The sequence below is a fragment of the Actinomadura sp. GC306 genome, assembly GCF_004348665.1.
GTDB lineage: Bacteria > Actinomycetota > Actinomycetes > Streptosporangiales > Streptosporangiaceae > Spirillospora.
The window spans coordinates 1-5,292 of sequence record NZ_SMKM01000374.1 but is presented as its reverse complement, the minus strand read 5'-3'; the positions used below and the strand labels follow the sequence as shown (position 1 = coordinate 5,292).

General features: G+C 75.2%; 5 protein-coding genes. All 5 read left to right on the top strand.

Annotated elements, in window-relative coordinates; all coding sequences use genetic code 11:
• Positions 1–118 precede the first annotated feature (118 nt).
• Positions 119–1,069, top strand: coding sequence for a bifunctional adenosylcobinamide kinase/adenosylcobinamide-phosphate guanylyltransferase (locus tag E1200_RS35070; protein WP_131955832.1), 951 nt, complete (start codon positions 119–121; stop codon positions 1,067–1,069).
• On the top strand, positions 1,066–1,824 hold the full coding sequence (locus E1200_RS31030) for an adenosylcobinamide-GDP ribazoletransferase (RefSeq protein ID WP_243708986.1): 759 nt from the start codon (positions 1,066–1,068) through the stop codon (positions 1,822–1,824). The genes E1200_RS35070 and E1200_RS31030 overlap by 4 nt, the downstream gene beginning before the upstream one ends.
• Positions 1,825–1,923: 99 nt before the next feature.
• On the top strand, positions 1,924–3,417 hold the full coding sequence (locus E1200_RS31025) for a leucyl aminopeptidase (protein WP_131955828.1): 1,494 nt from the start codon (positions 1,924–1,926) through the stop codon (positions 3,415–3,417).
• 134 nt (positions 3,418–3,551) lie between these two features.
• Complete coding sequence (gene lpdA / locus E1200_RS31020; RefSeq protein WP_131955826.1) at positions 3,552–4,946, top strand: dihydrolipoyl dehydrogenase; 1,395 nt, start codon at positions 3,552–3,554, stop codon at positions 4,944–4,946.
• A gap of 35 nt (positions 4,947–4,981) precedes the next feature.
• A partial coding sequence (locus tag E1200_RS31015; protein WP_347813254.1) for a biotin/lipoyl-containing protein occupies positions 4,982–5,292 on the top strand: 311 nt, incomplete at its 3' end.

Genomic DNA, 5,292 nt, shown 5'->3' with positions numbered 1-5,292 from the left:
GGTCCCGGCGGTCCCGGCGGTCCCGGCCACGGTGCGTTCGGGGGGTTGCCCACCTGCGCCTCCTGCGGGGACGTGCGTGATCCTTCACGGTGAACGTAACCATAGGGTTCCGGGCGAGATGAACATCGAGCTTCGTGGAACCGCCGCCCCGGGCGGATGGCCCGCGCCGGAGTGCCGCTGCGCGTCCTGCAACCGGCTGCGCGCCGCCGGCGTCCGGTACGAGCCGGCCACCCCGGACCGCATCCTCAGCGGCGGGGTGCCGCTGCGGGACCTCCCGCGCACCGGGGTCCCCGGCGGCTACGAGGTGCGCGATCCGCACGGGCGGCGCGTGCTGGTCGCGGCCGGCCCCGGCGCCCTGCCCGAGCCCGCCGAAGGGGCGGAGTACGACGCCGTCCTGCTCGACCTGGCCGGTTCGCCGGAACACCTCGGCAGGCTGCGCCGCCTGGGTGCGGTGACGTCCAGGACGGAGGTCGCGGCCGTCCACGTCGACCACCGGCTGCCGTCGCCGGCCGAGCTGGACCGCCGCATGGCGTTCTGGAACCAGGCGCAGGACGGTCCGCACCGGACCCTCCTGCTGGGCGGGACGCGGTCGGGCAAGTCCGCCGAGGCGGAGCTCCGGCTGGCCGCGTGCGCGGAGGTCCGCTACGTCGCGACCGGGCCGGCCGGCGGCGATCCGGAATGGCGGGAGCGCGTGGCCGCGCACCGGCGCCGCCGCCCGGCCTGGTGGGAGACGGCCGAGACGACGGACCTGGCCGGCGTCCTGTCGTCCGCGACGGGCGCGGTGCTGGTGGACGGCATCGGCACCTGGCTCGCCGCGGCGATGGACGAGACCGGCGCCTGGGACGACCCGTCGCTCGTCCTGCCGCGCCTGGACGGCCTCGTGGCGGCATGGCGCGCCACGCGGGCGCGCGTGGTGGCGGTCAGCGACGAGGTCGGCCTGTCGCCGGTGCCCATGACGCCGTCCGGACGGGCCTTCGGCGACATGCTCGGGCGGCTCAACCAGCGGCTGGCGGCCGAGTCCGAGGAGGCGGCGCTGGTCGTGGCGGGACGCGTCATGGAGCTCCGGTGATCGCGGGCCTGCGGCTGGCGGTCACGCTGCTCACCGTCGTGCCGGTGGGCTCGGGCCGGGTCGACCGGGAGACCGCGCGCCGGGCGATGCCGCTCGCCCCGGCCGCCGGGCTGATCACCGGCGGGGCCGCCGCGCTCGTCCTGCTCGCGGGCGACCTGCTCGGCCTGCCCCGGCTGCCCGCGGCGGCGCTCGCGGTCGCGGCGACGGCGGCCGCCACCCGGGCCCTGCACCTGGACGGCCTCGCGGACCTCGCGGACGGCCTGGGCAGCGGCCGCCCCGCCGCCGAGGCGCTGGAGATCATGAAGCGGTCCGACATCGGCCCGTTCGGCGTCGTCACGCTGCTGCTGACGCTGCTGGTCCAGGTCACCGCCCTGGCCGCGGCGCCCGACCCGGCCGGCGCGGTGCTGATCGCGTCCGTCGCGGGCCGCCTGGCCCTCCCCTGGGCCTGCCGGACCGGCGTCCCGTCCGCGCGTCCCGGCGGACTGGGCGCGCTCGTCGCGGGCACCGTGCCCGTCCGTGCGGCGATGGCCGCCACGGCGGTCGTGCTGGCCGCCGCGACGGCGGCGGGGGCGGCGACCGGCGGACTCGGCGGCGCCCTGCACGGGGCCGCCGCGGTCATCGCCGGCACCGCCGCGGCCCTCCTGCTGCTCCGGCACGCCGTGCGGCGGCTGGGCGGGGTGACGGGGGACGTCCTCGGCGCGCTGGTCGAGACCGCGGCGACCGCCGCGCTGGTCGCCCTCATCTCGGTTCCCTGACGGAGCCGGGGTTCCGGCACGCCGGAGGCCGCCACCGGACCGGGGACGCTTGATCGAAAAAGACGAAACCGGTCACCGGGAGGACTAACATCGTGCTACGTGACGAGCATCAGCCTTGACAGCGAAGCCCTGGCCAGCATCGACGTGGACGCGATCGTGGTCGGCGTCTCCCCGGCGGAGGCGGGCCCCGCGCCGGCCGCCGGCGCGGCGGACCTCGACCGCGCGCTGGACGGGAGGCTCGCCGAGGCGCTGTCCGCGCTGGGCGCCACCGGCAAGGCCGGCGAGATCACCCGGCTGCCCGCGCTCGGCGCCGTCACCGCCAAGCTCATCGTCGCCGTCGGCCTCGGCGAGGCCCCCTCCGCCGAGGACGTCCGCCGCGCCGCCGGCGCCGCGGTCCGCTCCCTGGCCGGCACCCCGCGGGTCGCCGTCGCCCTGCCCGGCACGGCCGCCGGCGGGTCCGCCGCCGACGTCGAGGCCGTCGCGCTCGGCGCCCTCCTCGGCGCGTACTCGTTCGACTCCTACCGCACCGGCGGCGAGCACAAGAGCCCGGTCGAGGAGATCCGGCTGATCGCCGCCGCCGACGGCGCGGAGGCCGCCGTCGAGCGCGCCCGCGTCCTCGCCGGGTCGGTCCGGCTGGTCCGCGACCTGGTCAACACCCCGCCGTCGCACCTGTCCCCCGAGGACCTCGCCGGCGAGGCCGAGCGGGTCGCGGGCGAGACCGGCCTGTCCATCCAGGTGCTGGACGAGAAGGCCCTGGTGGACGGCGGCTACGGCGGCATCGCGGGCGTCGGTCAGGGCTCGGTCAACCCGCCGCGGCTCGTCCGCCTCTCCTACACGCACCCCGAGGCGTCCAAGACGCTCGTGCTGGTCGGCAAGGGCATCACGTTCGACTCGGGCGGGCTTTCCCTGAAGCCCGCCGAGGCCATGGACTGGATGAAGTCCGACATGGGCGGCGCGGCGGCGGTGCTCGGCGCGCTGTCCGGCATCGCCAGGCTCGGCCCCGCGGTCAACGTCGTCGGCTACCTGGCCATCGCCGAGAACATGCCGAGCGGCACGGCGCAGCGCCCGTCCGACGTGCTGCGCGTCTACGGCGGCAAGACCGTCGAGGTGCTCAACACCGACGCCGAGGGGCGGCTCGTCCTGGCCGACGCCCTCGTCCGCGCGGGCGAGGACTCCCCCGACCTGATCGTGGACGTGGCCACGCTGACCGGCGCGCAGCTCGTCGCGCTCGGCACCCGGACCACCGGGGTCATGGCCAACGACGACGAGGTCCGTGAGAAGGTGGTCGCGGCGGCCGGGCGCGCCGGGGAGCAGTCGTGGGGCATGCCGCTCCCGGCCGAGCTGCGCAAGGGCCTCGACTCGGCGGTCGCCGACATCGCCAACATCAGCGGCGAGCGGTGGGGCGGGATGCTCGTCGCCGGGACCTTCCTGAAGGAGTTCGTGCCGGACGGCGTCAAGTGGGCCCACCTCGACATCGCCGGACCGGCCTTCAACAAGGGCGAGCCCTACGGCTACACCCCGAAGGGCGGCACGGGCGCCGCCGCCCGGACGCTCGTCCAGATCGCCGAGGACGTCGCCGCAGGAATTCTGTAGCGGATCCACCCGCTGTCAGAGGGTGGAGAACAGACTAGATTTCTCGTGGCGGCGGGGGCCCGGTACCGGTGTGCCCCGCCCCGCCCAGGGCACCTCGACCCACGGGGTGCCACGACCGGGAAAGGGAGCGACCAGTGGCTGACAGCGGCCCCTTCGACATCGTCGTCCTAGGTGCCGGCAGCGGCGGTTACGCGTGCGCTCTGCGCGCCGCCGAGCTCGGCAAGTCCGTCGCACTGATCGAGCGGGACGAGTCCCTCGGCGGGACGTGCCTGAACCGCGGCTGCATCCCCACCAAGGCGCTGCTGCACGCGGCCGAGGTGGCGGACCAGTCCCGCGAAGCGGCGAAGTTCGGTGTGAGGGCCACGTTCGAGGGCATCGACATCGGCGGTGTGAACGCGTACAAGGACAAGGTCGTCTCGACCACCGTGAAGGGCCTCACCGGGCTGATCAAGGCCCGGGGCATCGAGGTCGTGCACGGTTCCGGGCGGCTGACCGGCCCGACCACGGTCGAGGTCGCCGTCGGCGAGGGGCGGGCCCGGACGATCGAGGGCGAGCACATCGTGCTCGGCACGGGCTCGGTGCCGAAGTCGCTGCCCGGCCTGGAGATCGACGGCGAGCGGATCATCTCCAGCGACCACGCGCTGCTGCTCGACCGCGTCCCCGGCTCGGTCGTCATCCTCGGCGGCGGCGTCATCGGCGTCGAGTTCGCGAGCGTCTGGCGCTCGTTCGGCGCCGAGGTGACCATCGTCGAGGCGCTCCCGCACCTGCTGCCGCTGGAGGAGGAGTCGAGCTCCAAGAGGCTGGAGCGCGCGTTCCGCAAGCGCGGCATCAAGTACGAGGTCGGCAGCCGGTTCGAGAGCGTCAAGACCACGCCCGGCGGGGTCTCGCTCACCCTCGAAGGCGGCAGGAACCTCGACGCCGAGCTGATGCTGGTGGCCGTGGGCCGCGCCCCGGTCTCCGAGGGCATCGGCCTGGCCGAGGCCGGCGTCGAGACCGAGCGCGGGTTCGTGAAGGTGGACGAGTACTGCCGCACGAGCGTCCCCACCATCTCGGCCGTCGGGGACCTCATCCCGACGCCGCAGCTCGCCCACGTCGGCTTCGCCGAGGGCATCCTCGTCGCCGAGCGGCTCGGCGGGCTCGCCCCGGCGCCGATCGACTACGACGGCGTCCCGCGCATCACCTACTCCGAGCCGGAGGTCGCCTCGGTCGGCATCACCTCCGCCGTGGCGAGGGAGCGCGGGCACGAGATCAAGGAGGTCACCTACGACCTGGCGGGCAACCCCAAGAGCAAGATCCTGGGGGCGCAGGGCGAGGTCAAGGTGATCGCGGCCGTGGACGGTCCCGTCCTCGGCATCCACATGGTCGGCCCGCGGGTCGGCGAGCTCATCGCCGAGGGCCAGCTCATCTACAACTGGGAGGCCCTGCCGGGCGAGGTCGCCCAGCTGATCCACCCCCACCCGACCCAGTCCGAGGCGGTCGGCGAGGCACACCTCGCCCTCGCCGGCAAACCACTGCACGTGCACGGCTGAACGCCGCACAAGTATTCCGAAGGAGTCGCTGAGACATGCCGGTCTCCGTCACCATGCCCCAGCTCGGCGAGAGCGTCACCGAGGGCACCGTCACCCGCTGGCTCAAGAAGGAGGGCGAGCGCGTCGAGACCGACGAGCCGCTCCTGGAGGTGTCGACCGACAAGGTCGACACCGAGATCCCCTCGCCCGCCTCGGGCGTGCTGACCAGCATCACCGTCGCCGAGGACGAGACCGTCGAGGTCGGCGCCGAGCTCGCGGTCATCGGGGACGAGGGCGACGCGCCGGCCGGCGGCGACGCCCCGGCCGCGCAGTCCGCGGAGGCTCCCGCGCAGGAGGCCCCCGCCCC

Coding starts and splice junctions, on each gene's coding strand:
- E1200_RS35070 (WP_131955832.1), top strand. CDS start 119: ATGAACATCGAGCTTCGTGGAACCGCCGCCCCGGGCGGATGGCCCGCG.